We start from the raw sequence: 26,635 nt of genomic DNA on the forward strand, positions 1-26,635 counted from the left end.
TTCGGGGGGGGGTACCCCCCGCGGGGGGGGGGCAAGGGCACCCACCCGGCCCGCGCCTGCACCCTGCGGGGGGGGGGGTTGGCTGGCCGCCCCCCCCTACACCCAACCCCCACGCGTCCCTATACGCCCGACCGCCCGCGGCCGCATCACCGGTCGGCATCTCGCTGATGCCGGTGATGCGGCCGCGGGCGGGGAAGGAGGTTCAGCGGTCGAGGTCGATCATGAAGCGCCTCGTACCGGGAGCGACCGTGTCCGCGTGGATCGAGCCACGGGCGCGGTCGAAGTCCCCGGTGCCGCCGGTGATCGCGTTGTCGAACGAAGGCGGCGCGCCCGGGTTGAGGTTGCCGAAGACCATCCCCTGGGCGGTGATCTGGCCACCGGGGAGGGTGTAGGTCACGGTGCACTCCTCGGCGCCACCGTTGTCGGTGCGGGTGGTGGTGCAGGTGCCGCCGGTCTCGCCGACCTGGTTGCCGTCCAGATCGGAGAGCACCGAGCGGAAGACGGTCCGGTCGCCCTGGGCGGGGGCGCCGCCGGGGTTGACGGGGAAGAACGACTGCTGGGCGAGGCGGCCGATGAGGGTGATGACCCGGTCACGGGCCTGGGGGGCGGGCGATTCGGTGTTCGTCGCGGCCGTCGCGACGGGGGCGGAGGCGAGGAGGGTGACCAGCGCGGCGGCCGTGCCGAGGCAGGCCGTTCTCACAGGGCGCATTCGTGTGGCTCCTGAAGTCGGTGTTCATGAGGGGTCGGGCGGCTCATTCATAACCTCGGCCCTGCCGTCGCCCGGAACGTCCCGGCACGACCCACCGGCAGATTCGACCGCACGGACCACCGGGGGCAGATCCCCGACCGGCGTTCGCCGCTGCCGGGCGCACCGCGCCGTTCGACGCCTCCGCGGAGGTCATGGCCACGGTCGCCGCCTGAAGCGGGTGGGAGGTGAGGGCGTTTGTCGGTCGGGAGTGGCAGGGTGGGGAGCATGCGCGGCCGTTTCGTCTCCACCACCACGCCCCAGGACCTCGTCGGCCTGCTCGGCGAGCTCCGCTGGGACCCCGCCGAGGCCCTCGCCCCGAGCTGGAACGTCGCCCCGACCGACCCCGTCCCGGCGGTGCTCGAACGGGTCGACCGCGAGACCGGCGAGCTGCTGCGGCAGTTCCGGCCGCTGCGGTGGGGCCTCGTCCCGTCCTGGTCCAAGGACGCCTCCGGCGGCGCCCGCATGATCAACGCGCGCTCGGAGACCGTCCACGAGAAGCCCGCCTTCCGCAAGGCCTTCACCGCCCGGCGGTGCGTGATCCCGGCGGACGGCTACTTCGAGTGGCGCGAGGTCCCGGCGGAGGCCGACCGCAGGAAGTTCAAGCAGCCGTACTTCCTCAGCACCGGCTCGGTGATGCTGATGGCCGGGCTGTACGAGTTCTGGCGCGACCGCACCCTCGCCGAGGACGACCCCGCCGCCTGGCTCGCCACCGCGACCATCATCACCACCGACGCGACGGACACCGCCGGCCGCGTCCACGACCGCATGCCGCTCACCATCGCCCCGGACGACGTGCCCACCTGGCTCGCCCCGGACGTCACCGACGCCACCGAGCTGCACCACCTGCTGCGCCGCCCCGCCGACGGCGCCCTGCGCGTGCGGGCCGTGTCGACGGCCGTCAACAGCGTGCGCTCCAACGGCCCGGAACTGCTCGACGGCGCCGAGGACCCACTGGGACTGGCGGACTGACGGTGCGGAGTGACGGTGGGGCCTGACGGTAGGGCCTGACGGCGCATCACCCACCTGCCCAAATCCGCTGACAGCCCGCTGATCTCCCGTTACGGTTGGCGAGCAAGCGTCAACGGGGGGTGGGCAGCACGGTGATCACGTCGATGACGACGCACGCCCGGCCCGAGGGCGGCCTGCCCGACCACGACGCGTTCGAGCAGCGCCGCCGCCCGTCCGCGCCCTCCACCACCGCCGTCAACCCGCACACCGAGCAGCGCAGCGTCGTCCTGCCGCCCGCCGCCGCGCGGGCCGCGCTCAGCGTCGAGGCCACCCCGCCCTGGCACAACCTCCCGCCGCGCTCCGGCGGCGGCTTCGTCGGGCGGGACGCCGCGCTCCAGGCCATCGGCGAGGCGCTCGCGGACGGCGACGGCAGCGGGCTCGTCACCCAGGCCACCACGCTCCACGGCCTCGGCGGCGTCGGGAAGACCACGCTCGCCCTGCACTACGCCTACGCCCACGCCGACCACTACCGGCTGATCTGGTGGATCACCGCCGAGTCCGAGGAGCAGCTCGCCGAGGCCTTCGCGGACCTCGCCGTCCAGCTGTACCCGTCGTGGGCGCTCACCGCCACCCCGGGCCAGCAGGTCGAGTGGGCGCTGGCCTGGCTGCGCGCGCACGACCGCTGGCTGCTCGTGTTCGACAACGCCGAGGACCCGCTCCACCTCACCCCCTACCTCGGCCGCCTCCTCGGCTGCGGCCACCAGCTCGTCACCAGCCGGCGCGCGAGCGGCTGGCACCCGGGCATCCGGCGGGTGCGGATCGACGTGCTCGACGGGCCCGAGGCCGCCCGGCTGCTGTGCGACACCGCCTACCCGGGCAGCGCCGTGGACGCCGACGAGCAGGCCGAGGCCCGCTCGCTCGCCGACGAGCTCGGCCACCTGCCGCTCGCCCTCGCCCAGGCCGGGGCGTTCGTCCAGCAGACCCGCACCACGTTCGCGGCCTACCGCCGCCGCCTGCTGCGCTCCACCGGCCCCAGCACGGGCACCCGTCCGTCCACCGTCGAGACGGTCGCGCGGCTGTGGCAGACGACGCTGCACACCGTCCAGACCACCGCGCCGTTCGCCGTCGAGCTGCTGCGCACCCTCGCCTGGTACGCCCCCGAGGCGCTGCCGCGCGAGGCCCTGGTGCCGTTCGGTGCGCGCCGGCCGGACGAGGTCGCGGCCGGGCTCCGGCTGCTCGCCGACTACAACCTGATCACCCTCGGCACGTCCACGGTCGCCGTGCACCGGCTGCTGCAGAGCGTGCTGCGCACCGCGGACGGCGGGCGGCGGATGCGCGAGCGCGCCGAGCAGCAGCTCGCCGAGGCGGCGGCGCGGCTGTGGCCGGCGTCCGACCCGCGGATCCGCCGGGCGCTGCTGCCGCACATCCGCGAGCTGGCCGCCACCGGCCCGTCCGAGCGGCCGACGGCGCGGACGGTCGCTCTCTACCGCTTGGCGGCGGAGGAGTTCACCGACAAGGCGCAGCGGGTGTTCGCGCTCCCGCTGGTGACGGCACTGGCGGACGGCCAGGCCCGGCTGCTGGGCACCTACCACCCGGACACGGTCGCCACCCGCGGCCGGCTCGCCGAGCTGCACGCGCGCACCGGCGATCCGGCCCGGGCCATCGCGCTGACGCGGTCCGTCATCGCGGACCGCCTGCACCTGCTCGGCCCGGACGACCCGGCGGTGCTCGGCGACCGCAACACGCTCGGCCACGCGTACCGGCGGTCGGGCCAGCACGCGCTGGCCGTCGAGGAGTTCGGCTCGGTCGTGGCGGACCGGACCAGGGTGCTCGGCGCCGACCACCCGGACACCCTGTCCAGCCGGGCGGGCCTCGCGTACGCGCTGCAGGTGGCCGGGCGGCACGCGGAGGCGGTGGCCGAGTTCGAGCGCGTGCTGGCCGACGCCGCCCGCGTCCTCGGCCCCGACCACCCGGACACCCTGACCCGCCGGATCGGCCTGGCCTTCGCCCAATTGACGGCGGGCGAGCACCGGTTGGCCGTCGCCCTGTACGAGGAGGCGGTGGCCGACCGCACCCGCGTGCTGGGCCCGGACCACCCCGACACGCTGACGAGCCGCGGCTGGCTGTCCGCCGCGCACGCCGTCGCCGGCGACCACCCGGCGGCGGTGGCCGGCTACGAGGCGGTCGTGCGCGACCGCACGCGCGTCCAGGGCCCGGACCACCCGCAGACGCTCGCCGCCCGCTGCCGCCTCGCCCTCGCGCGCAGCGACGCGGGCAGCCCGGCCGCGGCCCTCGCGGAGTACACGGAGGCCGTCGCCGACTACGGCCGCTCCCTCGGCCCCGACCACCCCGAGACGCTCGCCGCCCGCACCGGCCTCGCCCGCGCGCACCGCGAGGCGGGCCGCTACCGGCGGGCGGTCGAGCTCCACCGCGCGCTGGTGCAGGACCGCGAGCGTGTCCAGGGGCCGGACCACCCGGACGTCCTGGAGGAGCGCGGCGACCTCGCGTTCGCGCTGCGCCTCGCCGGGCCGGCCGCGCAGGAACTGCCGGAGCGGGAGCGGCTGGTGGCCGACCGCATCCGGCTCCACGGCCCGGACCACCCGCACACCCTCGCCGAACGCCACCGCCTCGCCTGGGCGTTGCAGGCCGCCGGTCGTCCGCGGGCGGCGCTCGCGGAGTGGGAGCGGCTGGTCGAGGAGCACGCCCGCGTCCACGGCCCGGACCACGGGGAGACGTTCAACGCCCGCCTGGGCCTCGCGCAGGCCTGCGGCGCCGCCGGCGACCACCGGCGCAGGGCCGACCTGTGCGACGCTCTGGTCGAGGACCGCACCCGGGTCCAGGGGGCGGACCACCCCGACACCCTCGGTGCCCGCCGCTGGCAGGCGCTGGCCCACGGGGAGGCGGGGGACCACCGTCACGCGCTCGCGTTGCTCACGGCGCTCGCGGCCGACGCGGCCCGCATCCAGGGGCCGGACCACCCCGACACCCTCGACAGCCTCTACTGGCTGGCCACCGCACACCAGCGCGTGGGTGACCACCGCAGCGCTCTGGCGGTCTACACCGGGCTGGTGGCCGACCGCACCCGCGTGCTGGGCCCCGACCACCCCGACACCCTGGACGCCCGGCACTGGCTCGCCGCGACACACCGGGACACCGACGACCCCCGCACGGCCGTCAGGCTGTACGAGGAGCTGGCCGCCGACCGGGCGCGCGTCGAGGGCCCGCAGCACCCCGCCACCCTGGGCGACCTCCTGGCCCTCGCCCGCTGCCTGACGGTCACGAGCGAGCACCACCGCGCGCTCGCCCTCTACCCGACGCTGGTCACCATCGGCACCCGCGTCCTCGGCGCCGACCACCCCACCACGCTCGGCATCCGCTGGTGGCAGGCCCACGCACACCAGGTGGCCGTCGACCACGCCCGCTCGCTCGAACTCTTCGAGGCCCTGGTCGCCGACAGCACCCGGATCCACGGCCCCGACCACCACGAAACGCTCACCAATCGCTGGTGGCAGGCCACGGCGCACCGCCTCGCCGACGACCACGCCCGCGCCCTCGAACTCTTCGACGTCCTCGTCACCGACAACGCCCGGATCCACGGCCCCGACCACCATGAAACGCTCCAGGCCCGCTCCGGCCTGGCCTGGGCCTGCTCCGCCGCACGGAGCCACCGCCGTGCCCGGGACATCGCGGAGGAGCTCGTCGCGGCCCGGACCCGGCTCGTGGGCCCGGACCACCCGGACACCTTCGGCGCCCGGTTCACCCTGGCCTGGTTCGTCCAGGAGGCCGGCGACCACCGGCGCGCGATCGCCCTCTTCGAGTCGCTGGCGTCCGACCGGGCCCGCGTCCTCGGTGCCGACCACCCGGGGGCGCTCGGCGACCGGTGGTGGCTCGCGGTCGAATACCGGGTGACGAACGACTTCGGGCGGGCGACGGAGCTGTGCGAGGCCCTGCTCGCCGACCGGCTGCGCCTCGACGGGCCGGACCACGCGAGCACGCTCGGTACCCGGTACCTGCTCGCCTCGACGCACCAGGCAGCGGGCGACCGGCACCTCGCCGCCAGGCTCATCGAGGAGCTGCTCCAGGACCGCATCCGCGTCCAAGGCCCGGACCACCCGGCCACGCTGACCGAGCGCGCCAACCTCGCCTTCGCCCGCCACGAGGCGGGGATGATCCGTCAGGCCCTGGACGACCGGGAAGCGCTGCTCGCCGATCGGCTGCGGATCCAGGGCCCCGAGCACCCCGCCACCCTCGACCTGCGCCGCGCGATCGCCCGGACCCGGCGCGAACTCGGCGAGGCCGACCGGGCCGTCGAGCTGTACGAGGCGCTGGTCGCCGACCGGACCCGGATCCAGGGCCCCGACCACCCCGACACCCTCGACGAGCGCCGCGGCCTCGCCCAGGCCCTCAACCTGGCCGGCCGCAAGCGGGCGGCGATCGCCGAACGCGAGGCCGTCGTCGCCGCGCACGCCCGCGTCCTCGGCCCCGACCACCCGGACGCCCTCGCCGCCACCGAGTCGCTCGGCCACGGACTCCGCCGCGCCTGGCAGCACGACCGCGCCGCCGCCGTCTTCGAGCACGTCAGGTCCGGCCGCGTCCGCGCCCTCGGCGCCGGGCACCCCCTCACGCTCGACGCCTGGGACAGCATCGCGCTCAACCACTGCGACGCCGGGCGCTACGCCGAAGCCGTCGCCTGCTACGAGGACGTCCTCGACGCGGCGACCCTGGCCCTCGGCGAGGGCAGCCTCCAGGTGCTGATGACGCGCCGCGACCTCGCCGACGCCCGGCTCCTGGCCGGTTACGCCGGTTTCGCCGGTTTCGCCGGTAGCGCTGAAGCCGCCGTGGCCGACTACACCGCCCTGGCCGCCGACGCGGCCCGGCACCTCGGCGCCGCCCATCCGATGGTCCTCGCGACGGAGGGCAACCTCGCGCTCGCGCACCGGGCGACCGGCGACCAGGAGGCCGCCACGCTCCTGGCGGCGGAGCTCGTCGCCCGCACGCGCGAGACCCTGGACCCGACCGACCCCCGCGCCCTCCTGGCCCGCGAGATCCAGGGCCTCGTCCTCGCCAACGGCCCCCGCCCGCTGCGCGCCGTCGTCCTCCTGGAGGAACTCGCCGAGGAAGCCACCGAGGCGCACGGCCCCCGCCACCCGGGCACCCTGAGCATCCGCCAGAGCCTCGCGTACGCCCGTCTCCGCGCCGGGGACCACGCCGGGGCCGTCCGCGTCTACGCGGGCGTCGTCGCGGACCTCCTGCCGCCCGACAGCCGGAGCGCCGTCACCCTGCTGACCGACGGGCACCGGCGGCTCGACGAGCGGGCCCTGTCCGTCGGGGCCGAGCGGCCCCGCGTGGTCGGCCACTACCCCACCCTCGCCGTCGGCCTCGCCCGAGCCCTCGCCGGGGCGGGCCGGCCGGAGGCCGCGCAGGAGCTGCTCGACGCCGTCCGGGCCGGGCGGGAGGCCGTCATGGGCCCCGAACACCCGCTGGCCGTCGAGACCCGGGCGAGGCTGCACGGTTCGGCGGAGCCTCCCGCCCTCACCGCCGTGCCCGACCTGCCGCTCCCCGCACGACGGGCCCGGCGGACGGCCGTGACGGTGTCCCGCAGCGCCTGGCGCCCCCGGCTCACGCTGCTCGACGAGCCCGCGCCCGGCACCACCGTGCGGCTCGAACTGCGGCTGGAGCCGGACGCGCCCGGCGCCGACCCCCGCGAGCTGCCGGACCTGCGGCTCGTCGCCGCCGTCGCCTCGGACGCCGCGCTCGAACCGCCGGTCGCCGCCTACGCGCCCGGCCGCGAACCGGCCGTACTGGCGCTGACGCCCGCCGTGCCGGGGCGGCACCGGGTGCGGATCACCGTGTACGACGCGGGCCACGGCGCCGCCCTCCAGGACCTCACCGCCGTCGTGGACGTGCCGCTGCCCGGTCCCGTCCGCAGCCTCCCCGATCCCCAGTCCACGCAGGAGTGACGCACGTGCCCCAGGAGCTCCTCGTCGAGATCCGGCAGAACCCCTCCGCGAACTTCACCCGGCTCCCCCGCCAGCGCAGTCCGCGAGAAGCCGAGGACGCCAGGGACGCCAGGAACCCCGAGGACGCCGAGGACCCGCTCCCGCTCGACCTCATCGTCTCGCTGCGCCGCCGGCGCGACGACACCCTGGACATCCACGCGTTCCGGCCCGGCGAGCGCACCCCGCGCACCCGCCCGCACCGCGCGGAGCTCGCCGTCACGGGCACGAAGCTCCTCGCCAGGGCGGCCCGGCTGCGCACGACCTGGCGCGACCAGCTGGTCCGCTACGCGACGGTCGACGACTTCGGGATGCCCGACGACTACCCGTTCGCCTCCGCCGTCGACGTGTCCCACCTGCGCCCCGTCGCCGAGGGCCGGGCGGCCGAACTCGCCGAGGAGGGACGGTACTTCCTGGAGACGATGCTCGACGGGCCCGGCCGGGAGCTGACCGTCTTCCGGGAGTACCTCAACCGGACGCTCACCGAGCACGGCCCGCTCCGGATCAGCTTCGACTCCGACCTGCACCTGCCGTGGCCGATGCTCGCCGTCGACGGCGGACCGGGCCCCGACGGCCGCCCGGACCCGTGGGCGGACTTCCTCGGCCACCGGCACCAGATCGAGCAGACCGGCGCCGCCTACCCGCCGATCCAGCCGCCCCACCCGGCCCGGCCCCGGCCGGTCACCAGCCTCAACACCGACGACACCCTGGAATCCATCGGCCGCGCCCCCGAGGTCCGCAAGCTGCTGGAGGACCGCTCGCACCTCACCGTCCGCACCGAGTCCCGCGGCCTGCTCGACGCCCTGTCGCGCGCGGTGCTGGACGAGGACGTCATGTACTTCTGGTGCCACGGCCAGTTCGTCGCCGACGGCTCCGCCTTCAAGCAGCTCGCCGTCCGCCTCTCCGACGACCGGCACATCGACGCCGACCTCGTGCGCCGCCACCGGCGCCGGCACCTGGACGCGCCGGAGGCGATGTTCCGGCCCTTCGTCCTCCTGAACGCCTGCCACACCGGGCAGTCCGCGGAAGGCGAACTCGAACACCTGGGGCGGGCGTTGGTCGACCTCGGGGCGGAGGGCGTGCTCGGGCCGCAGATCGAGATCCCGCAGGTGTTCGCCGCCGAGTACGCGTTCGCCTTCCTCGACCTCTACCTGACCGGCGGGCTGACGGCGGGCGAGATCACCCAGACCCTCGTCAGGCGCTTCGCCCGCGAGCACGGCAACCCGCTCGCGCTCACCTACTCCCTGCACTGCGGCATCGACAGCATCCTGGAGCTCACGCCGTGACCCGCCGCCCGCCCCCGCCGTCCGTCCGGCCCGTCACCGTGGACCTCGACGAGGACGGTCGGCTGCTCGTCCCCGGCACCCGGACCCCGGTGCCCGAGGCGCGCGTCGCCGAGCACCTCGCCCGGCACGTGCGCGTGCCGGAGCGGGCCACCGACATCTACGTGTACGTCCACGGCTGGCAGACCAGTCCCGCCGCGGCGGACCGCGCGGCCACGGCGCTGCTCTCGCGCGCCGCCGACCTGCACCGGGGCCGCCCGGGCGCGTACCCGGGCCTGGAGCGCGGGTACCGGCCGTGGTGCGTCGTGGTGCGCTGGCCGTCGTCGAGCCTGCCCTCGCTCGGCGGGTACCGCCGCGTCCGTGAACGGGCGCACGCGATGAGCGCGCCCGGCCGCGGCCAGGCCGGGTACGTGCTCGGCCACCTGCTCGGCTACCTCGACGCCGACCGCGGCCACCCGGCCGACCCCGCCGTGCTGGCCAACCGCAACGGCCAGTACCTGCACCTGGTCGGGCACTCCTTCGGCGGGCGGTTCCTGTGCGAGGCCGTCCAGCACGCGGCCGAGCGGCCCGCCGGGCCCCGGGTCCTGAGCTGGAGCCGGCCGGGCGATCCGGCGCGGCCGTTCACCGTGGACAGCGCGCTGGTCTTCCAGATGGCCGCGCCCCGCGACGCCTTCTCCCGGCTGTTCCCGCGGCTGTTCCCCGAGTCCGACCGCAGGCCGGCCCACGCCGCGCCGCTGCGTGGGCCGCTCGTGCTCACCCACTCCCGCTGGGACCGCGCCACCGGCTTCTGGCACCTGCGGGCCGAGGGGCGGCCGGGCATCGGCCACTCCGGCACGGGCGTGGCGCCGGTGCACCAGTTCTCCACGCTCCTGCGCCCGGCCGGTTCGCCGTACCCGCACGACGTGCTGGACCACCCGATCGTGAACGTCGACGCGAGCGCGGTGTACCGGGGCGGCCCGGCCACCCGGCTGGCACCGGCGGGCGCCCACTCGGACTTCCAGCACCCGGAGTCGGCGCACCTGTTGCTGAGCCTGGCGTCGCACTCGCGCTGAAAACCCGTACGGGGGCGGCCCGGGCGTCTGGCAGGATGCCGCGCGTGGACCTGGAAGCGATCTTCGAAGCGATCGACGCCGTCGACTGGGAGGCGCACCCGCACCGCCGGGACCCCTACACCGCCGACACGGCGGTGAACCTGCGGGCCCTGGCCGCCGCGACCACGCTCAACCAGGCCTCGCGCGGGATGACCAGGCTGCTGGACAGCGCCATCACCGACGACTTCGAGGGCACGGTGTACCCGGCCGCCGAGCTCGCGGTGCCGATCCTGCTGGACGTCGTCGAACACGGCCACCGGCGGGCCGCCTCAGCCGCGCTGGACCTGCTCCAGACGCTGCTGAATCGTTTCCCCGACCCCGACTTCGGCCGGGTCGGCGCCCCGGGCCTGCCCGGCCTCCAGGCGTGCTGTGTCATCGCCGACCTGGTCCGGGCCCGGCGGGACGTCCTGGTGCTCCACCGCGACGACGGCCGTCGGCTCCTGGCGCTGGCCGCCGACCACTGGCGGTTCGAGGTCCGCGAGGTGGTGGACGCGGACGCGGACGGCGTGGGCGTGTTCGGCGTCCTGACCGGACGGCCTCCGGCCCGGCCGGTGCGCGCGGAGCTGCACTTCGAGCGCGGGTTCCTCGGCGTCCCTGCCGTCGAGGTGGAGCACGGGCCGGAGGACGACAGCGGAGAATCGTTTCTCCGGCTGGTCGGGATCCCCGAGGCCTTCGTGGCACCGGGCACGTTCGTCGTGCCTTGGGAGTGCTACGACTTCGAGGGCTGACGACGCCTTCGGGGGCCCGGTCCCTCGGCCGGTCCTTCGCCCACCGAGGATCTCGGGTGAGCGGCAGTCTGATCATCGGCTATATTCGCCGGGCGGCCCGCCGGGAGCGGGCCCTTCGCCCACCGAACCGCCCCGGGGAAAGCAGCCACCGTGTCACGGCCCATTGACGACCCGTCCGCCGAACCCGCCACCGGTCCGTCGGCCGCCCAACCGGCCCCCGACGTCGAACCGAAGCCGAGCGCCGAGCGGGAGCCTGCGGACGCCCGGCCCGCCGCCGCAGTGCCCGCGCAGCCCGCCGCTCCGGACGTCAACGCCAACCCGTACGCGACCGGCTCGGCTGCCGCTCCGGACGTCAACGCCAACCCCTACGCCACCAACCCGTACGCGACCGGCCCGGCCGGCGCCGGCCTCGCCGCCGGACGGCAGTTCGGACCGGTCCCCGGGCAGCAGGCCTGGCCGCCGTACGTGCCCGGCGCGCCCGGCGCCCCCGTACCGCCGCCCTTCGTCCCGCAGCCGAAGGCCAAGGTCAGCGGGATGGCCGTCGCCTCCTTCGTGCTCGGGCTCATCGGGTTCCTCCCGCCGCTGTCGCTGGTGTCGATGGGCCTCGCCCTCGGCTCGTTCGGCCGGATCTTCCGCCGCCGGCAGGGCGGCTTCGGCTTCGCCGCCGTCGGCCTGATGTTCTCCGTCACCTGGACCCTCTTCGTCGCCATGCTCGGCGGCATCATGGCCTTCGCGTACCACGACCTGACGTCGGGCCCGACGCGCGGCGCCGACGGCCACCCGGTCGTCGCGGGGCGGGCCGGCTCCTGGTACCTGCAGGCGGGTGACTGCGCCGTCGGCGACATCCACACGTACCGGAGCGGGTCGGACCACTACCAGGTCGTCCCGTGCGCCCAGCCGCACCGACTGGAGGTCTTCGCCTCGGTGACGCTCCCCGGCAACGGCTCCTACCCCGGCGTCGCGAGCGTCGAGGCGAGCGCGCGCCGGATGTGCCAGGACCGGGCGAGCTCCGCCGACCTCCCCGAGGACGGAATGATCGGGTACTTCTACCCGAGCCAGGGCCGCTGGTGGCTGTTCGACGACCGCGAGGCGCTGTGCGTCTACTCCTCCCTCACCCCGTGGTCGGGCCAGGTGAAGTCCAAGGACTCCGGCAAGCCCGGCAGCCCGGTCTAGTACCACCCTCCGCCGCTCCGATGGCCCCTGCCCTCACCGGGTGGGGGCCATCGTCGTTCTTCAAGTCCCCGGCCGAGGCGGGGCAGCATCCAATGCGCCGAGGCCGACGGCTCGGCAGCCCTGATGGACCACCTGCGGTCGCTCGGACATGAACGCATCGCGGTCATCGCCGGCGACCCCGGGTTCAGCAATGCCCGCGAACGCGTCGCCGGCGCCCGCGCCGCCCTGGGCGAGGGCGGGCTTCCCGAGCAGTACGTCATGGCGCGCGAGCACACGGCGGCGTGGGGCGCCGAGGCGTTGCGGCGCCTGATGGAATTGCGGCCCGAGCCGACCGCGGTGTTCGCTTCCAGCAGCGATCTCGCGCTGGGCGCACTGCGCGAGGCCGACGCCCTCGGCCTGGACGTCCCCGGCCGGCTGTCCTTCGTCGCGTTCGGCAACGCCGACTGGTTCGAGGTCTGCCGGCCGCCCGTCACCGCGTTCGCCCACCCCCTGCACGAGATCGGCATGATCACCGCGCAGGTGCTCCTGTCCCGGCTCAACGGAGACAGCCCCGCCGAGCCGTCCCGGATCCGGGTGGAGGGCCGCGTGATCCTCCGCGAATCGACGGCACCCCCACTGGTCTGACGACTGGCCGTCCTGGACGCCGTTGCCGTAGGGGGTGCCCGTTCCTTTCTCGGACGTGCTGTACGTGCCGTACGTGCCGGGGGTCCGCTCAGTGGAGTTCCGTCAGCAGCCCCTCCTCCCGGACCATCCGGCGCTCGGTCGCCAGGTCGAGGCTCCGTGCGAAGGTCCAGTAGAGAGCGCCGGCCACCGGCAGGCCGACCAGGAGCGAGTAGTCGACACCGTCGAGGAACTTCGCGACAGGCCCGACGTAGAGGCCGGTGATCACCATGAACGGGGCCATGCAGGCCAGGCCGATCACGTAGGCGAGGTTTCCGCGCCAGCCCCAGCGGCCGTATATGCCTTGCGGGTTGAAGATCTCCCGCACGACGTACTGGCCGCGCCGGACGAAGAAGAAGTCGACCAGGTTGATGGCCGTCCAGGGGATGAACAGGTACGTCAGCACGACCACCACGTTCGCGAAGAACCAGTTGAAGCGGTCGATCCCGACGAGGGTGGAGACCGCGCCGACGGCCACCAGCATGATCCCGATCGTCGCCACCCGGATGGCCCGCGTCGGCCGGACCGGACGGAACGAATCGACGATCGAGATCATGGTGAGGCTGCCGCCGTACTGGTTGATCGCCATGATGGAGAGCAGCCCGACCAGCAGCACCACGACCGCGATCGTGCCGAACCCGTCGAACAGCCGGTCGGCCGCGAGCTTCAGCGCGGTCACCGGGTCCGTGTCCGCGGGGGCGGCGGCCGAGACCACGGCGCCGAGGACGAACACCCACACCCCGGAGACGGCGCTGGGCAGATAGGTCCACCAGAAGGTGCTGCGGACGGACACGTCGGGTCTCAGGTAGCGCGAGTAGTCCGAGACGTACGGCGCCCAGCCCAGCTGGAAGCCGGCGACGAAGACGAACACCAGCATGAACGGGGCGAGTTCGAACGGGCCCGGGTGCCAGATGCCGGCCGGCAGACCTCCTCCGAACAGCGCCGCCGCCGTGACCGCCACGGTGACCACGACGAACGGCCAGGTCAGCCACCTGTTCAAGCGGTGGATCCAGTCGTAGCCGAACAGGGCGATCACGGCCGCGACCATCGCGGCGATCAGATAGCCGACCACGTTGGGGATCCCGAAGAGCGTGTTCATGGCCTGACCGGACAGCAGGGCGTCCGAGGTGTTGAACGCCACGTAGTTGACCAGGGCGAACACCCACACCGTGAGCGCGGCCCCGAGGTAGCCGAACTGCGGCCGCGACTGCACGAGTTGGGGCAGTCCCAACTGGGGTCCCTGGGCCGCGTGGAACGCCATGAAGAACGTACCGAAGAGCGAGCCCAGCACGGTGGCGATCACCGTCCAGACGAGTGAGGCGCCCATCGAGAGCGTGACGACTCCGGTCGCCAGACCGGTGAGGTTGAGGCTGCCCACGAACCAGATGGCGCCCATGCTCGACGGTTCGCCGTGCCGCTCGTCCAGGGGCACCCAGTCGATCGAGTGCTGTTCGATGCCTGCGGGACGTGCGTGGCCCTCGGCGTTCGAGGCGATTTTCCCCATGTGATGGCCTTCTGTGTGCGGGGCCGTCCGCGGCCCACGTCGACTACCCCGGCATTCCGTGATCACGGGGGGCGGCGCCACCCTAGGGACTGACTTAAAATTCAGTCAATGGTTCTGACGAAACGCACCGTCGCCCCCGCCGCCGTACCCGGCCGGCGTACACCCACACGCGGCCAGGCACGTCGGGCCTGAACCGGGTCGGACCCGCCCAACTCGGATCCGACCCGGTTCAGGCCCGGGTCAGTTGACGTTGACCGCGGTCCAGGTGGCCGCGACCGCCCTGTTCACCGACGTCACGCCGCCGTCGGACTTCTGGTGGACGACCAGGTCGCCGCCGATCACCCGGCAGGCCGGCGTAGGTGCGTTCGTAGCGCAGGTGCCGGGTGCCGTCCTGGTCGAGCACGGCGTCCTTGGCCTTGCCCCGTGCCACCGACATGGTCTGACGCGCCAAGCCGAAACGGGCGGCACACCTAGCCGCCGGCCCGGCACCACCGAGAGCCGCCGACCGGCTGCTTCGTCACCCGCCGATCGACGGGTGTTCACAGTGGTGCGGAAGTTGCCAGTCTGGCGATCACATTGACCGACGCCCGTGGCCCGCAGACCCCTCCGCCGGCCCGGGCGCCGCGCACCCGGCATCCACTGCACCGCGCGGAATCCCGACACCTCCACTGGGGATGACCCATGCCCTCCTCCAAGCGCACCGCCCTGACCGCCCTCGGCGCCGCCGCCGTCGCCACGGTCACCACGCTGCTGCCCTCCGCCCAGCCGAACGCCACGGCCGCACACCACCCCACCGCGCACGCCCGCCCCATACCTGCGAGTGCCGGGCACCTGCACCGGGTCGACGCGACGGCGCCGAGCTCCACCGCCGACTGCCAGGCCCAGTCGGGCACGGACTGCTACGGCCCGCTGCACTACCGCACCGCCTACAACCTGCAGCCGCTGTACGACGCGGGCATCGACGGCACCGGCCGCACGATCGTCATCGTCGACTCCTTCGGCTCGCCGACGGTCCAGCACGACCTGGAGGCCTTCGACCGCCAGTACGGGCTGCCCGACACCCAGGTCGAGGTGGTCAAGTGGGGCAACGTGCCGGCCTTCGATCCGACCAACAAGGAGCACACCGCCTGGGCCGGCGAGACCACCTTGGACGTCGAGTACGCCCATGCCGTGGCGCCCGGCGCGCACATCCTGCTGGTCGAGACCGGCACCTCCGAGAACGAGGGCACCTCCGGATTCCCCGAGATGATGGACGCGATCAAGGACCTGGCCGCCAAGGGCCGCGGTGACGTGATCAGCTTCAGCCTGGGCGCCACCGAGGACACTTTCGCCGAGGAGGCCGGCCGGGCGGGCGACTACCACTTGCTGCAGAACCTGCGCTACGGCCTGCAGGCCGCCGCCGCGCAGAACACCACCGTGCTGGCCGCGAGCGGCGACAACGGCGCCACCGACAAGATGCTCGACGGCAAGACCTACTACCAGCAGCGCGAGGTGGGCTGGCCGGCCTCCGACCCGCTGGTCACCGCCGTCGGCGGCACCAGGATGTATCTGGACGACAGCGGTACCCGACTCTCGCCCGACGAAGTCTGGAACGACGGAAACGGCGGCGCCACCGGCGGTGGGATATCCCGGGTGTTCGCCCGTCCCGACTACCAGGCCGGTGTGGCGGCCACCACCGGTGCCAACCGGGGCATCCCCGACCTCAGCATGAGCGCCTCCCCGCAGGGTGGCGCCTGGATCTACAGCAGCTACGACCCGGCACACACCGGCTGGGAGGTCATCGGCGGCACCAGCCAGGCCACCCCGATGCTGGCCGGCGTCACCGCGCTGGCCGACCAGGCAGCAGGCACCCGCCTCGGCGCCCTCGGCCCGCGCCTCTACCCGCTCGCGCAGGGCCAGGACGCCGACCACCCGCACGGGATCCTGGACGTGACCAGCGGCGACAACTCCGCCCACGGGGTCACCGGCTACTCGGCCGGCCCCGGCTACAACCTCGCCACCGGCTGGGGCACCATCGACGCCTACCAGTTCGTCAAGTCCCTCAGCGGCCGCGCCGACCTCTGACGCGCTCCAGGACACGATCGTCCCCCGGCGCTCCGATGGCCCCTGCCCTCACCGGGCGGGGGCCGTCGTTGTGTTCCTCGGCGTTCCGAATCCCGTTCACAGTTCAGCTCTTTGAACGGGCCAATCGCCAAATACCCGCCTACAACTCCGCATTCGGCTTCTCTCCGGATTCGCGGATCTGGACGAGAGGTCTTGACCACCACCCCGCCGACCGCTTCACTCCCCGTACCGCACCTCCCTCGCACGGCACCTCCCTCGCACGGCACCCATCACCCGCGCGCCACCCCCGAGACGAGGCGATCCCCCATGAGCCGGCCCGGCCCCACTCCCCGCAGGATCAAGCCCGTCCTCCTGTACTCCTTCGGCGCACTCGGCGGCGTCCTCTTCGGCTACGACCTCGGCGTGATCGCGGGCATCCTCGTCGTGGTCGCCAAGTCCTGGCAGCTGTCCGGCTTCGAGCAGGGCGTCCTGACGGCCTCGCTGTCCGCGGGCGCGATGCTCGGCGCGGGCCTGGCCGCGCGGCTCAACGGGCGGATCGGCCGCCGCCGCACCATCATGGCGGCCGGCGGCGTGGTGATCGTCGGCACGCTCGCGTGCGCGCTCGCGCCGGACTTCGGTGCGCTGGTGGGCTTCCGGACGGTGCTCGGCCTCGGGGTCGGGCTCTCCTCGGCCACCGTGCCGACGTACCTGTCCGAGCTCGCGCCGGCGCGGATCCGGGGCGCGATGGGCTCGCTCAACCAGATCTTCATCGTCGGCGGCATCCTGATCGCGTTCCTCGTCGACTACTGGCTCCAGCCGCACCACCTGTGGCGCTGGATGTTCGCGGGCGCGCTGGTGCCCGCCGTGATCCTCGTCGCCGGGCTCGCGTTCCTGCCGGAGACGCCGCGCTGGCTGGTCAACCTCGGCCGGGAGGACGAGGCCAGGGCCGTCCTCGCGGCCACCCACCCGGCCGGGGAGATCGAGGCCGAACTCGCCTCGATCCGCGCGGTGATCCGGCTCGATGCCGCGCAGACCGCCTACCGTGTACGGGAGTTGTGGGCCCCCTGGGTGCGGCCGATGCTGCTGGTGGCCCTGCTGCTCGCGGTCGGGCAGCAGTTCGGCGGCGTCAACGCGATCAACGCGTACTTCCCGACGATGCTCGTCTCGCTCGGGCTCACCACCGACACCGCACTCCTCTCGGCGATCATCCTCGGCATCACCAAGCTCGCCTTCACCGCGTGGGTGGTGTTCGTCGTGGACCGCTGGGGCCGCAAGCCGCTGTTGCTGATCGGCAGCGCCGTGATGGTGGTGACGCTGGGCCTGACCGGCTGGGTCGTCACGCACGTCCACGACAAGGCCGCCCTCGGCACGCTGACCGTCGTGCTGCTCGTCCTCTACCTGGCCGGGTACGAGCTGGGCTGGGGCGCGGTGGTGTGGGTCATGATGGCGGAGGTGTTCCCCCTCAAGGCGCGCGGCGCCGGGACGGGCGTCGCGGCGGTGGTGCTGTGGGCGGCGACCGGCGTGGTCACCGCCGGCTACCCGGTCATGTCCGACCGCCACCACCTCGGGGTCGGCGGCTCGATGTACGTGTTCGCCGGCGTCAACGCGGTCCTGCTGGTGCTGACCCTCCGTCTCGTGCCGGAGACGAAGGGCCGCACCCTGGAGCAGATCGAACTCGGCCTGCGCGCCTGAACCCCGCCTGAATCCTGCGCACCTGAACCCCGCCTGAATCCTGCTCGTCCCCGAGGGGCCGCAGGTCCTTACAAGCGGTCGGCGTCGAGGTCGGGGAAGGTGAAGGGCCCGCCCAAGTAGGCGAAGACGGGGTCGTCGTGGGCGGGCCGCCCGTGCGCGGCGTGGACGGTGTCGGCGTGGACCTCGGCGTCGTCGGCCGGGGCGTAGCCGAGCGCGCGGGCCTCGTCGAGGGAGACCCAGCCGCCGCGCGTGTTCGGCGAGACGCCGTAGACGATGCGGTAGCCGGGCTTCTCGACGGCCAGGCAGGCCTCCAGCAGGCGGGCACAGTCGTCCGGGGAGAGCCAGGTGGAGAGGGCGCGGGGGTTCGGCGGTTCGGCGAAGCAGGTCATGATGCGGACGCAGATGACGTCGAGGCCGTAGCGGTGGTGGTAGAGCGCGCCGAGGGCCTCGCCGGTCGCCTTGGAGACGCCGTAGTAGGTGTCGGGCAGTGGCGGGGTGTCGGCGGTGAGCGGGTACTCGGCGGGCGTGCGGTAGCCGACGACATGGTTGGAGGAGGCGAAGACGACGCGGGGCACGCCGGCGCGGCGGGCGGCCTCGAAGACGGTGTAGGTGCCGTGGATGTTGACGTCGAGGATCCGTTCCCAGGGCGCTTCGAGGGAGATCCCGCCGAGGTGGATCACGGCGTCGACGCCTTCGCAGGCGGCGCGCATCGCGTCGGCGTCGGTGACGGAGGCCTGGACGGCCTCCTCGCCCTCGCCGGGGTCGAGCGGCACGAGGTCGAGCAGCCGGAGGGTGCGGCCGGGGCGGGCGAGCCGGGGGCGGATGAGGCTGCCGACGGCGCCTGCCGCGCCGGTGACGAGGATGCGGGACACGGTGACTCCCTGGACCGGGGACGGGTGCACCCCATGCTCACAAAGGCTGAAGGCAGTTCACAAGAATGACTGTCATTCAGATATGAGAACGCCGATCCCTTGACCGCCGCGCGCGGGCCCTCCTACGCTCCTCGGTGTTCCCACCGCTGGACGCTCTCCACGAAGGGACCCACCCCGTGCCCGCACGCACCGGCCTGCTCCCGCTCGACGGGCTCCTCTTCTTCCCCGTCACCGCCTTCGCCCCCGACGGCTCCTTCGACCCCGGCGCCCACCGCGCCCACCTCGACGGGCGCCTCGACGACGGCCCCGCCGCGGTGTTCGCCGCCTGCGGCACCGGGGAGTTCCCCGCCCTCGCCCCCGCCGAGTACGAACGCTGCGTCTCCGTCGCCGTCGACGCGGCCGGCGGACGCGTGCCCGTCGTCGCCGGCACCGGCTACGGCACCGCACTCGCCCTCGCCTACGCCCGCGCGGCGCAGGACGCGGGCGCCGACGCCCTGCTCGTCCTGCCCCCGTACGGCCCCGAGGGCGGCCAGGACGGCCTCGTCCGCCACATCACCGCACTCGCCGACGCCACCCCGCTCGACCTGATCCTCTACCAGCGCGACCGGACGGCCTACGAGCCCGGCACCGTGGCCCGCCTCGCCGCGCTGCCCGGCGTGATCGGCTTCAAGGACGGCCTCGGCGACCTCGACCGGATGCTGCGCACCGTCAGCGCCGTCCGCGCCGCCGGACACCCGGACTTCCTGTTCTTCAACGGCATGCCGACCGCCGAGATGACCCAGCTCGCCTACCGCGCCATCGGCGTGCCGCTCTACTCGTCCGCCGTCTTCTGCTTCGCCCCGGACATCGCGCTCGCCTTCCACCGCGCCTTCGCCGAGGACGACCGGGGCACGCTGACGGTGCTGATCGAGCTCTTCCTGCGGCCCTACGTCGAACTGCGCACCCTGCGGCCCGGCTACGCGGTCTCCCTGGTCAAGGCGGCGACGCGGGCCGTGGGCCACCCGGTCGGGGGCGTGCGCGCGCCGCTGACCGAGCCGGCGCCGGAGCACGTGCGGGCGCTGCTGGACCTCGTCGACCGCACGCGGGAGGCGCTGGCGTGACGCCGGCCTTCGGCGCGTACCTCTACCCCTGGGACGTGGACGGCGACCCGGCCTGCGGCGCACGCCTCGCCGGGCTCGGCATCCGGCGGGCCGCCGTCGCCGCCGCCTACCACAGCGTGCGTGCGCTGACGCCCCGCCACCCGCGCCACAAGGTCGTCACCGCCGAGCACTCGGCCGTCTACTACCGGCCCGACCAGGACCGCTGGTCCGGCCCCGGACGGCTGCGCCCGGTCGAGGCGCCGTGGTCGCCGCGCTCCTTCGGCCGGGCCACGGAGTCGCTGGCCGAGGCCGGGGTGGAGGTGTACGCCTGGACGGTCCTCGCACACGGGCAGCGCCTCGGCGTGCGCCACCCCGACGCGGCCGTCCTCAACGCCTACGGCGACCGCTACCCGTGGGCGCTGTGCATCGCCTCCCCCGCCGTGCGGCTCTACTGCGCCACGCTGGCCGCCGAGACCGCCGCCCAACCGGGCCTGTCCGGAGTGGAGTTGGAGTCCTGCGGCTGGTACGGCTTCGACCACCTGCACGCACACGACAAGGTCGCGGGGGTGTCCCTGCCGCCGGCGGCGCGGCTGCTGTTCTCGCTCTGCTTCTGCCCGCACTGCCGGGACGGCTACGCGGCGGAGGGCGCCGAGCCGTGGGCGCTACGCGCGAAGGTCCGGGACGCGCTCGACCCGGTCTTCGCCGGCACGACGCAGGACACGGCGCTCGACCCCGAGTCGGCCGCGGCCGTCGCCCGGATGCGGGTGCGCACCGCCGCCGAGCTGCGGCGGTCCGTGCTGGCAGCGGTGGCGACGGAACGCCCGGACCTCCCCGTCCTCCTGCACGCCCAGCCGGACCCGCTCGGCTTCGGCCCGTCCCCGGGCCTGGCCCCCAAGGACGCCCGCGGCGCCGTACCCGTCGTGCTCGCCCCCACCCGCGCGGAGGCCGCCCTGGCCGCCGTCCGCGCGTACGCCGCTCCGGGCCGACGCCTCGCAGCCACCGTGAGCGCGGTCGCCGGCCTCGGCGGCGATCTCGCCGACCTCCCCGCCTGGTGCGCGGACCTGGCTGCGGCCGGCGCGACCGAGCTGCGCTTCTACCACCTCGGCCTGGCCTCCCACCAGGATCTCGCCGCCGTCCGCACAGCCGCCCGTACAGCCGTCGAGAAGGTGAACACGGGCCTGCTCCCTACCGAACTCCCGGAACGGTGAGGTAGGTTCGGACCCATGCCGGTCTATACCTGTGCAGTGCAGCGCAAGCAGATCTGGCCCGACGACTCCGTCGTGTGGGCCACGAACGATGACCGTGTGAACGTGATCGCATGGCCTGGTGAGCCTTCCGACCTGGGCGAGATGCTCCTGGAGAAGTTCCTCGAAGAGAACCGGACAGGCATCGCACCGGACGGATTCCGCGCGGTCGTCTGGGCCGGTGACAGACGCGGCGAGAAGCTCGACGGGAGCGCCGACGCGCTGGCCGTCGTCGAGGTCACCGCTGGGGCCGCCCGCTCTGCACCCGAGCCTCCCAAGACCACTGCGCGCCGCCGTTGGGGCTGGCTCCGGGGCCGTTCCGCGCCTGATCCGAAGTAAGAAGCCGTCCGCGGAGCTCCTCCCCCGCCCTGGGAAGGAGCTCCTTCGCGTTTCGGGCCGGACCGCTCAGTGGCGGTACGCGGCCGTCGCGATATCGACGAACGACCGGACCAACGGGTTGGTGTCGCCCTCGTTCCACACCGCCACCACTCGGCTCGGCGCCATGTCGACCAGCGGTACGACGGCCAACTCCGCTGGCAGGTCGTGTCCGAGCGGGGCCAAGCCGACCGTGGCGTTCCACAGCACGGCCTGCAGGCACTCCTGGACGGCGCGCACCACCGGGCCCTCGCGCGGCGTGCCGCCGTTCCAGTACGACTGCCAGACGGGGTCGGTGCCCGGCGGGAACTGGAACCAGCGGCGGTCGCTCAGCTCGGCCAGCCGCAGCCGGTCGCGGCGGGCCAGCGGATCGTCGGCGCGCAGCACCACGCCGACCGGATCGGCCCGCAGCGCACGCACCGTCAGGGCGGTCTCGTCGAAGGGCGCCCTGGTCAGCGCGACGTCGACGAGTCCGGCGCGCAGCCCGCAGGTCGGGTCGGTCAGATCGGTGTCGCGGATGCGGATGTCGACGCCGGGGTGGCTCCGCCGGTAGGCGGCGGCCAGCCTGGCCACGCCCGGATCGGTGCCGTCGCCCAGGATGCCGACGGTGATGGTCGCGTGGCCGGCCGCCGCGCTCACCCGCTCCCGGACGCGGTCGGCGTGGTCGAGCAGGGCCCGCGCCTCGTCGAGCAGCACCGCGCCCACCGGCGTGAGCGTGACGCCCGCGGGCGAGCGGGCGAACAGCAGGGCCCCGACCTCGGCCTCCAACCGCTTGATCGCCCGGCTCAACGGCGGCTGGCTCATGTGCAGTCGGGTGGCGGCCCGGCCGAAGTGGAGTTCCTCGGCGACGGCCACGAAGTAGCGCAGGGTTCGTAGCTCCACGCTGCAACGATACCCACGAGGTATCGGCGCTGCGGGACAGGTCTTGGACGGCCGTGCGGTCCCGGCGGTGCACTGGTGAGCATGACCGAAGAAGCGAAGACCAGCGAGCCCGCCGTGCACGTCGTGGGGCCCGGCCAGGGCGAAACGATCGTCCTCGGCACCACGCACATGCGCGTCCTGGAGGACGGCAGCCACACCGGACACCGCCTCGCGATCGCCGAGTCCGTCCTCGCCCCGCACACCCAGGGGCCGCCCCAGCACCGCCACGGCCGGCACGACGAGGGCTTCTACGTCCTCTCCGGCACCGTGCGGTTCACCGTCGGGACGGACGACTACGAGGCCACCACGGGCACGCTCGTGATCGTCCCGCCCGGCACCCCGCACACCTTCGCCAACCTCACCGACCAACCCGCCGTCATGCTCAGCACGTTCACCCCCGACCTGTACGTGCAGTACTTCCGGGACCTTCAGGAGTCGCTCGCCGACGGGCGGCCCCTGACGCCGCAAACCAACCTCGACGCGATGAGCCGCTACGCGACCGAGCCCGCCACCGACCACGCGTGATTCACCGAACGGGAACCATGAACCACATCGCCTACGGGATCGTCGCGGGACTGCTCGCGCTCTTCTACGTCTACTCGGGCACGCTGAAGGCCGTCCGTAGCCGGGACCAACTCCGGCCGATGATGGCCTGGGTCGATCGCATGCCCCTGCCCGCCGTCAGGGCGCTGGGGGCGGTGGAGGTGCTCGGGGCGGCCGGTCTGATCCTGCCGCCGCTGACGGGTGTCGCCCCCGCACTGGCCGTTGTTGCCGCCGTCGGCCTCGTCCTCCTCCAGGCCGGCGCGATCACCGTCCACCTGACCGGCGGAGACCGCCGGATCGCCCTCAACGCCGGGCTCATCGTCACCGCGGCCGTGACCGCCTGGCTGGCCACCGGGCTGTGATCGAGCGCGGCTCGACGCTTCATAGAAAGTCGACGGGTCCGACTTTCTGTGCGGCTGGATTGGTTGCGCACTTCGGGTTCTCGGGCGCCGCTTCGGCACTGTCGAAGCGGCGCCGATGGTGGGCCCGTCCTCTGTACGCAGGAAGTCGGCGTGGTCGACTTCCTGCGTCAGCGGATCGGGACGGGGGTGCCGTGGAGGAGGAGGGGCCGGCCGGCGCCGTGTTCCCAGGCGTCCCAGGCGTCGTGGACGCGGCGGGCCTGGTCGGGCGGCATCACGGTGTCGAGCAGGTAGCAGGGTACCCAGTGCAGGGCCCGGATGTTGGCCGGCGGGCGGTGCAGGGTCGTGGCTCTGGCTTGGCGCAGGGTCACGATGCCGCCCGCGTAGACGAAGTTGATGCCCTCGGGGTAGTTGTGCCGGGAGACGTAGTCGACCGTGAGGATCGTCCGCAGCGGCAGGACGAGACCGGTCTCGGACTCCAGGTGGCGGCGGGCGGCGAGGTGGGGCAGCTCGTCGGCCTCGGCGCTGCCGCCGGGGAGGGTGTAACCGTCGCGGTAGACCGGGTCGACGAGGAGGACGCAGAGTTCGCCTCCCAGGTCGGCGTTCTCGTGGAGGACGAGGGCCTGCTGGCCCAGGCGGCGGCCGGGCGGCTTGCTGATGAGGTGGTCGTTCAACTCGACTCCTGATGGGCGGACTTGGGAGGCGTGTTCCATGGCAGCGAATCCCCCGGCAGCGAGGGAACTTACGCGGAGGGCAGCGAGGAGGAGATCGCGCGAATTCACGCCGGCTCGTCGTTGAGGAGCCGGCGGCGGGAGTGGGCGCCCGAACCGGGCGCGATCTGGCGGGGATTGAGGACGCTGACCTGGTCGGCTCGGGTGGTCCATTCGATGCCGCCGCCGATGGGCCGGAGGTACATGACGCCGGCGCACTGCTCCATGAAGACGCCCTCGCGGGGCCGGCCGTCATCGAGGTGCCCACGGTCGATCACCACCTCGTGGAGGAGGGGGACTTCGGACAGCACGGATCTCTGGTCTTCGAACATGGGGGTCTCCGTAGTCGCACAGCGCTATCGGCGCATCACCTGGTGTAGCCATGGTGGCGTGATTGCCCCTACGATCGGAAGTCATTCCCGCTTGACAAAATCCCCGCGTGGGATTCAGAGGGCAACGGAGTTCTGATCATGCGTGAAACCGAGCTGGATCCCTCCGCATCGCCGCTCAAGGCCTTCGGCGCGCAACTGCGCAGGCTGCGCAAGGCGGCTGGGCTCACGCAGATCCAGCTCGGGAACCTCACGAACCTGAGTGACAGCCAGATCTCCAACCTCGAAAGAGGGACACGCAATCCCACACTCGAATGGGTCCTGGCGGCTGATCAGGTCCTGAAGACCGGGGGAACGCTGGAACTGACGTTCTGGACGCTGAGCGGCTCATCTCTCCTGGAAGGGTTCCCGGAGTACGCGCAGCAAGAGGCAAAGGCGCAGAGCATCAACCACTTCGAGTTGGGAGTCGTACCCGGTCTCGCTCAAACCATGGAGTACGCCGAAGCCTTCGCCGGAGCCGCTGTGCGGCGTGGCAGCATCACCGAGGATCAGGCCGCAGACCGACTGGACTTCCTCTCCGCGCGGCAGAAACTACTTGAGCGCCCATCAGCGCCTCGCCTTCATCTCGTCCTTGACGAGGGCGCCTTGATGCGACCGGTGGGCGGGCCCAGGGCCATGGCTCGACAGCTGGCGCACCTCGAAGACCTCGCTACCCGTCCGAACACCACGATCCAGGTAGCACCGTTCGCGCTCGCGGAGGAGCTGCCGTTCACCATGATGGTTACGCTGCTGACCCTCCCGAATCGGACGCTCCTGGCATACTCAGAGTGCCAGTTGCGCGGCATCCTCGCGCGGGACTCTGGGACCGCCCAGGCTTGGGAGCGGGACTACCATCAACTTCAGGTGGAAGCGCTTCCCAAGGCCGCGTCACTGGAGATGATCCGCAAGTGCAAGGCGTGAGAGGAATGTCATGATCCCCCCTGTAGACCTGACCGACGCCGCGTGGTTCAAGAGCAGCTACAGCAACAACGGTGGGTCTTGCGTCGAGGTGGCTGCAGGCTTCCTCGGCCTCGCCCCCGTCCGTGACTCGAAGGACCCCCAGGGTCCCGCCCTCGTCTTCCCGGTCGAGGCCTGGCGGTCGTTCGTCACGGCTGTCCAGGCTGGCGAGTTCGGCGACGTCTGAGAGGAATGCCATGATCCCCGCTCCCGACCTGACCGACGCCGCATGGCGCAAGAGCAGCTACAGCGGGAATGGAGGCCAGTGCGTCGAGGTAGCCGACGGATACATCGGTGTCATGCCCGTCCGTGACTCCAAGGATCCGGAAGGCCCCGCCCTGGTCTTCCCGGTGGAGGCCTGGCAATCATTCCTCGCTGGCATCCGGGCTGGCGAGTACGGCGATGCCTGAGAGGAATGCTGTGATCCCCGCTGTAGATCTGGCCGACGCCGCGTGGTTCAAGAGCAGCCACAGCAACAACGGGGGCAACTGCGTGGAGGTGGCTCCAGGCCTCCTCGGCCTCGCCCCTGTCCGCGACTCGAAGGACCCGGAAGGCCCCGCCCTGATCTTCCCAGTGGAGGCCTGGCGGTCCTTCGTCGCCGGCATCCAGGCCGGCGAGTTCGGCGACGTCTGAGCCGAACGCCCCGTAATTCCCTCGCCACCGCCCCCCCATCACCGCTCCTGCGCAGGAGTCAGGACGACGGCGTGTTCGACCGCTTCGCCGGTCACGTCGAGGACTTGTGGGCGCGTGGGCGCGACGTGTGGACCACCCCGGAGGTTGAGCATGCCCAGGCGTGACTACGAGGACGACCCGAACGCCCCCAAGGCCAACAGCCTGGTGCCGGCCGCCTCGGTCGTCGTGGTCGACGGGGGCGGGCGGGTCCTGCTCCAGCGCCGCGCCGACAACGGCATGTGGGCACTCCCGGGCGGCAAGATGGAGCTCGGCGAGTCCCTCGGCGACTGTGGCATCCGCGAGACGTACGAGGAGACCGGAATCCGTATCGAGATCATGGGGATCGTCGGCACCTACACCAACCCGGGACACGTCTTCGCCTACGACGACGACGAAGTCCGGCAGGAGTTCAGCATCTGCCTGCTCGGGCGACCGGTCGGTGGCGAGCTCCGGGTGTCGGACGAGTCTTACGAGGTGGCCTGGTTCACCGCAGGAGCGACAGATGAGCTTCCGATGGTCCCCAGCATCCGAAAGCGGTTGGCCGACTGGCGGTCGGGGGCCATTCCGGTGGTGCGCTGAGGTCTGAAGCGACCTACGCTCGGCCAAGGCTTTCCCCGGCCGAACGCGCCGTAATTCCCTCGCCACCAACGCCCCTTCACCGCTACCGTC

At 73.2% G+C, this 26,635-nt stretch carries 25 protein-coding genes; 19 read left to right on the forward strand and 6 right to left on the reverse strand.

Translation table 11 applies throughout. The annotated features are described in order from the left end of the window. Positions 1-202: 202 nt before the first annotated feature. Positions 203-709 (reverse strand): hypothetical protein, encoded by a 507-nt coding sequence (locus tag ACFXDE_RS11325; protein ID WP_380493112.1) that lies wholly within the window; start codon positions 707-709, stop codon positions 203-205. A 264-nt stretch (positions 710-973) separates the two neighbouring features. On the opposite strand from ACFXDE_RS11325, the gene ACFXDE_RS11330 reads away from it, so the two are divergent. The 7 genes from ACFXDE_RS11330 (at position 974) to ACFXDE_RS11360 (ending at position 12,591) form a co-directional block, all read left to right on the forward strand. Continuing rightward, positions 974-1,717, forward strand: coding sequence for an SOS response-associated peptidase (locus tag ACFXDE_RS11330; protein ID WP_380493114.1), 744 nt, complete (start codon positions 974-976; stop codon positions 1,715-1,717). A 143-nt stretch (positions 1,718-1,860) separates the two neighbouring features. Continuing rightward, complete coding sequence (gene fxsT, locus ACFXDE_RS11335; protein ID WP_380493116.1) at positions 1,861-7,656, forward strand: FxSxx-COOH system tetratricopeptide repeat protein; 5,796 nt, start codon at positions 1,861-1,863, stop codon at positions 7,654-7,656. Positions 7,657-7,661: 5 nt separating this feature from the next. Then, positions 7,662-8,978 carry a CHAT domain-containing protein gene (locus ACFXDE_RS11340; RefSeq protein ID WP_380493118.1) on the forward strand — a complete coding sequence of 439 codons (1,317 nt, stop codon included), beginning with the start codon at positions 7,662-7,664 and terminating at the stop codon, positions 8,976-8,978. Next, positions 8,975-10,027, forward strand: coding sequence for a hypothetical protein (locus ACFXDE_RS11345; protein ID WP_380493119.1), 1,053 nt, complete (start codon positions 8,975-8,977; stop codon positions 10,025-10,027). Before ACFXDE_RS11340 ends, ACFXDE_RS11345 begins: the two co-directional genes overlap by 4 nt. Positions 10,028-10,071: 44 nt before the next feature. Beyond that, positions 10,072-10,794: a hypothetical protein gene (locus tag ACFXDE_RS11350; protein ID WP_380437599.1), complete on the forward strand. Its 723-nt coding sequence runs from the start codon at positions 10,072-10,074 to the stop codon at positions 10,792-10,794. 150 nt (positions 10,795-10,944) lie between these two features. Next, the gene (locus ACFXDE_RS11355; protein ID WP_380493120.1) at positions 10,945-11,967 is read left to right on the forward strand and encodes a hypothetical protein; all 1,023 of its coding nucleotides are present in this window, start codon (positions 10,945-10,947) and stop codon (positions 11,965-11,967) included. 123 nt (positions 11,968-12,090) lie between these two features. Then, positions 12,091-12,591 carry a LacI family DNA-binding transcriptional regulator gene (locus ACFXDE_RS11360; protein ID WP_380493122.1) on the forward strand — a complete coding sequence of 167 codons (501 nt, stop codon included), beginning with the start codon at positions 12,091-12,093 and terminating at the stop codon, positions 12,589-12,591. Positions 12,592-12,679: 88 nt separating this feature from the next. Here the strand turns inward: ACFXDE_RS11360 and ACFXDE_RS11365 are convergent, their stop codons facing one another. Continuing rightward, positions 12,680-14,131 (reverse strand): purine-cytosine permease family protein, encoded by a 1,452-nt coding sequence (locus tag ACFXDE_RS11365; RefSeq protein WP_380493124.1) that lies wholly within the window; start codon positions 14,129-14,131, stop codon positions 12,680-12,682. A gap of 681 nt (positions 14,132-14,812) precedes the next feature. Here ACFXDE_RS11365 and ACFXDE_RS11370 point away from each other — a divergent pair. Together ACFXDE_RS11370 and ACFXDE_RS11375 are read left to right on the forward strand one after the other, a co-directional pair. Continuing rightward, a complete protein-coding gene (locus ACFXDE_RS11370; protein ID WP_380493126.1) occupies positions 14,813-16,195 on the forward strand; it encodes a S8 family serine peptidase in 1,383 nt (460 codons plus the stop codon). Between the two features lie 306 nt (positions 16,196-16,501). Then, positions 16,502-17,866, forward strand: a complete 1,365-nt coding sequence (locus ACFXDE_RS11375) for a sugar porter family MFS transporter (protein WP_380493128.1) — start codon at positions 16,502-16,504, stop codon at positions 17,864-17,866. Positions 17,867-17,934: 68 nt separating this feature from the next. Here the strand turns inward: ACFXDE_RS11375 and ACFXDE_RS11380 are convergent, their stop codons facing one another. Next, positions 17,935-18,738: an NAD-dependent epimerase/dehydratase family protein gene (locus ACFXDE_RS11380; protein WP_380493130.1), complete on the reverse strand. Its 804-nt coding sequence runs from the start codon at positions 18,736-18,738 to the stop codon at positions 17,935-17,937. 176 nt (positions 18,739-18,914) lie between these two features. Between ACFXDE_RS11380 and ACFXDE_RS11385 the strand changes: the two genes are divergently transcribed. From ACFXDE_RS11385 to ACFXDE_RS11395, 3 genes are read left to right on the forward strand one after another with little or no spacing between them, the layout of a single operon-like run. Then, positions 18,915-19,838: a 5-dehydro-4-deoxyglucarate dehydratase gene (locus ACFXDE_RS11385; RefSeq protein ID WP_380493132.1), complete on the forward strand. Its 924-nt coding sequence runs from the start codon at positions 18,915-18,917 to the stop codon at positions 19,836-19,838. Further along, positions 19,835-21,025 (forward strand): hypothetical protein, encoded by a 1,191-nt coding sequence (locus ACFXDE_RS11390; RefSeq protein WP_380493134.1) that lies wholly within the window; start codon positions 19,835-19,837, stop codon positions 21,023-21,025. Before ACFXDE_RS11385 ends, ACFXDE_RS11390 begins: the two co-directional genes overlap by 4 nt. Before the next feature lie 15 nt (positions 21,026-21,040). Next, positions 21,041-21,400, forward strand: coding sequence for a hypothetical protein (locus tag ACFXDE_RS11395; RefSeq protein ID WP_380493136.1), 360 nt, complete (start codon positions 21,041-21,043; stop codon positions 21,398-21,400). Between the two features lie 66 nt (positions 21,401-21,466). Here the strand turns inward: ACFXDE_RS11395 and ACFXDE_RS11400 are convergent, their stop codons facing one another. Further along, complete coding sequence (locus tag ACFXDE_RS11400; RefSeq protein WP_380493139.1) at positions 21,467-22,318, reverse strand: LysR family transcriptional regulator; 852 nt, start codon at positions 22,316-22,318, stop codon at positions 21,467-21,469. Positions 22,319-22,399: 81 nt separating this feature from the next. Here ACFXDE_RS11400 and ACFXDE_RS11405 point away from each other — a divergent pair, with 81 nt between their 5' ends. After that, positions 22,400-22,882 carry a cupin domain-containing protein gene (locus tag ACFXDE_RS11405; protein ID WP_380493141.1) on the forward strand — a complete coding sequence of 161 codons (483 nt, stop codon included), beginning with the start codon at positions 22,400-22,402 and terminating at the stop codon, positions 22,880-22,882. Positions 22,883-22,899: 17 nt separating this feature from the next. Continuing rightward, on the forward strand, positions 22,900-23,262 hold the full coding sequence (locus ACFXDE_RS11410) for a DoxX family protein (protein WP_380493143.1): 363 nt from the start codon (positions 22,900-22,902) through the stop codon (positions 23,260-23,262). Between the two features lie 167 nt (positions 23,263-23,429). On the opposite strand, the gene ACFXDE_RS11415 is transcribed toward ACFXDE_RS11410, so the two are convergent. Both ACFXDE_RS11415 and ACFXDE_RS11420 read right to left on the reverse strand, forming a co-directional pair. Continuing rightward, a complete protein-coding gene (locus ACFXDE_RS11415) occupies positions 23,430-23,933 on the reverse strand; it encodes an NUDIX domain-containing protein (protein ID WP_380493145.1) in 504 nt (167 codons plus the stop codon). Positions 23,934-24,037: 104 nt separating this feature from the next. Next, a complete protein-coding gene (locus ACFXDE_RS11420) occupies positions 24,038-24,301 on the reverse strand; it encodes a hypothetical protein (RefSeq protein ID WP_380493148.1) in 264 nt (87 codons plus the stop codon). A 138-nt stretch (positions 24,302-24,439) separates the two neighbouring features. On the opposite strand from ACFXDE_RS11420, the gene ACFXDE_RS11425 reads away from it, so the two are divergent. The 5 genes from ACFXDE_RS11425 (at position 24,440) to ACFXDE_RS11445 (ending at position 26,545) form a co-directional block, all read left to right on the forward strand. Next, the gene (locus tag ACFXDE_RS11425; protein ID WP_380493151.1) at positions 24,440-25,258 is read left to right on the forward strand and encodes a helix-turn-helix domain-containing protein; all 819 of its coding nucleotides are present in this window, start codon (positions 24,440-24,442) and stop codon (positions 25,256-25,258) included. Positions 25,259-25,268: 10 nt separating this feature from the next. Continuing rightward, positions 25,269-25,481, forward strand: coding sequence for a DUF397 domain-containing protein (locus ACFXDE_RS11430; RefSeq protein WP_380438782.1), 213 nt, complete (start codon positions 25,269-25,271; stop codon positions 25,479-25,481). Between the two features lie 10 nt (positions 25,482-25,491). Continuing rightward, positions 25,492-25,704: a DUF397 domain-containing protein gene (locus ACFXDE_RS11435; RefSeq protein ID WP_380493154.1), complete on the forward strand. Its 213-nt coding sequence runs from the start codon at positions 25,492-25,494 to the stop codon at positions 25,702-25,704. 10 nt (positions 25,705-25,714) lie between these two features. Continuing rightward, complete coding sequence (locus ACFXDE_RS11440; RefSeq protein ID WP_380493156.1) at positions 25,715-25,927, forward strand: DUF397 domain-containing protein; 213 nt, start codon at positions 25,715-25,717, stop codon at positions 25,925-25,927. Positions 25,928-26,077: 150 nt separating this feature from the next. Continuing rightward, entirely contained in the window at positions 26,078-26,545 is a 468-nt protein-coding gene (locus ACFXDE_RS11445) for an NUDIX hydrolase (protein WP_380493159.1), read from the forward strand. The last annotated feature ends 90 nt before the right edge of the window (positions 26,546-26,635 follow it).

It is taken from the genome of Kitasatospora sp. NPDC059408, assembly GCF_042751525.1.
Classification (GTDB): Bacteria; Actinomycetota; Actinomycetes; order Streptomycetales; family Streptomycetaceae; genus Kitasatospora.